Origin of the sequence: Streptococcus sp. 1055, assembly GCF_013276815.1 — a bacterium.
Classification (GTDB): domain Bacteria; phylum Bacillota; class Bacilli; order Lactobacillales; family Streptococcaceae; genus Streptococcus; species Streptococcus pseudopneumoniae.
The window spans coordinates 1-550 of record NZ_VMLT01000122.1 but is presented as its reverse complement, the minus strand read 5'-3'; the positions used below and the strand labels follow the sequence as shown (position 1 = coordinate 550).

Genomic DNA, 550 nt, shown 5'->3' with positions numbered 1-550 from the left:
TTGAAGGTAAGCGCGTCATAACAAGGTATCTATCATTCATGGAAGACCTCCTGTATACTATTAGTAAAGTAAAACTATTGGAGGATATTTAAATGCCACAACCTATTGTTCCTGTAGAGATTCCACAATCTCGTCGTTTTGATTCTAAAAAGAGAAATGATATTCTGCTTAAAATTCGTATTGGCAAGCTTGAAGTAAGTTTTTTTCAATCTCTCAATCTCGAAATGATAGAACAGCTTTTGGATAAGGTGTTGCTCCATGACAATTCATCTATCTAGCCTAGGGCAGGTCTATCTCGTATGTGGGAAAACGGATATGAGACAAGGCATTGATTCACTGGCTTATCTGGTTAAAACCCACTTTGAATTGGATCCTTTCTCCGGTCAAGTTTTTCTCTTTTGTGGTGGACGTAAAGACCGCTTTAAAGCCCTTTACTGGGATGGTCAAGGATTTTGGCTACTATATAAACGCTTTGAGAACGGTAAGTTGACTTGGCCAAGTACAGAAAAGGATGTCAAAGCTCTCACACCAGAACAAGTAGACTGGCTGA

Annotated in this window: 2 protein-coding genes; both read left to right on the top strand. The window is 39.1% G+C overall.

Going from position 1 to position 550, the window contains the following annotated elements:
* The first annotated feature begins 92 nt into the window (after positions 1 to 92).
* On the top strand, positions 93 to 278 hold the full coding sequence (locus HT699_RS10020; RefSeq protein WP_031233472.1) for a hypothetical protein: 186 nt from the start codon (positions 93 to 95) through the stop codon (positions 276 to 278).
* Positions 259 to 550, top strand: a 292-nt coding sequence (gene tnpB, locus HT699_RS10015; RefSeq protein ID WP_172934334.1) for an IS66 family insertion sequence element accessory protein TnpB, incomplete at its 3' end; no start/stop codon positions are given. The genes HT699_RS10020 and tnpB, both read left to right, overlap by 20 nt.

Coding starts and splice junctions, on each gene's coding strand:
- HT699_RS10020 (WP_031233472.1), top strand. CDS start 93: ATGCCACAACCTATTGTTCCTGTAGAGATTCCACAATCTCGTCGTTTT.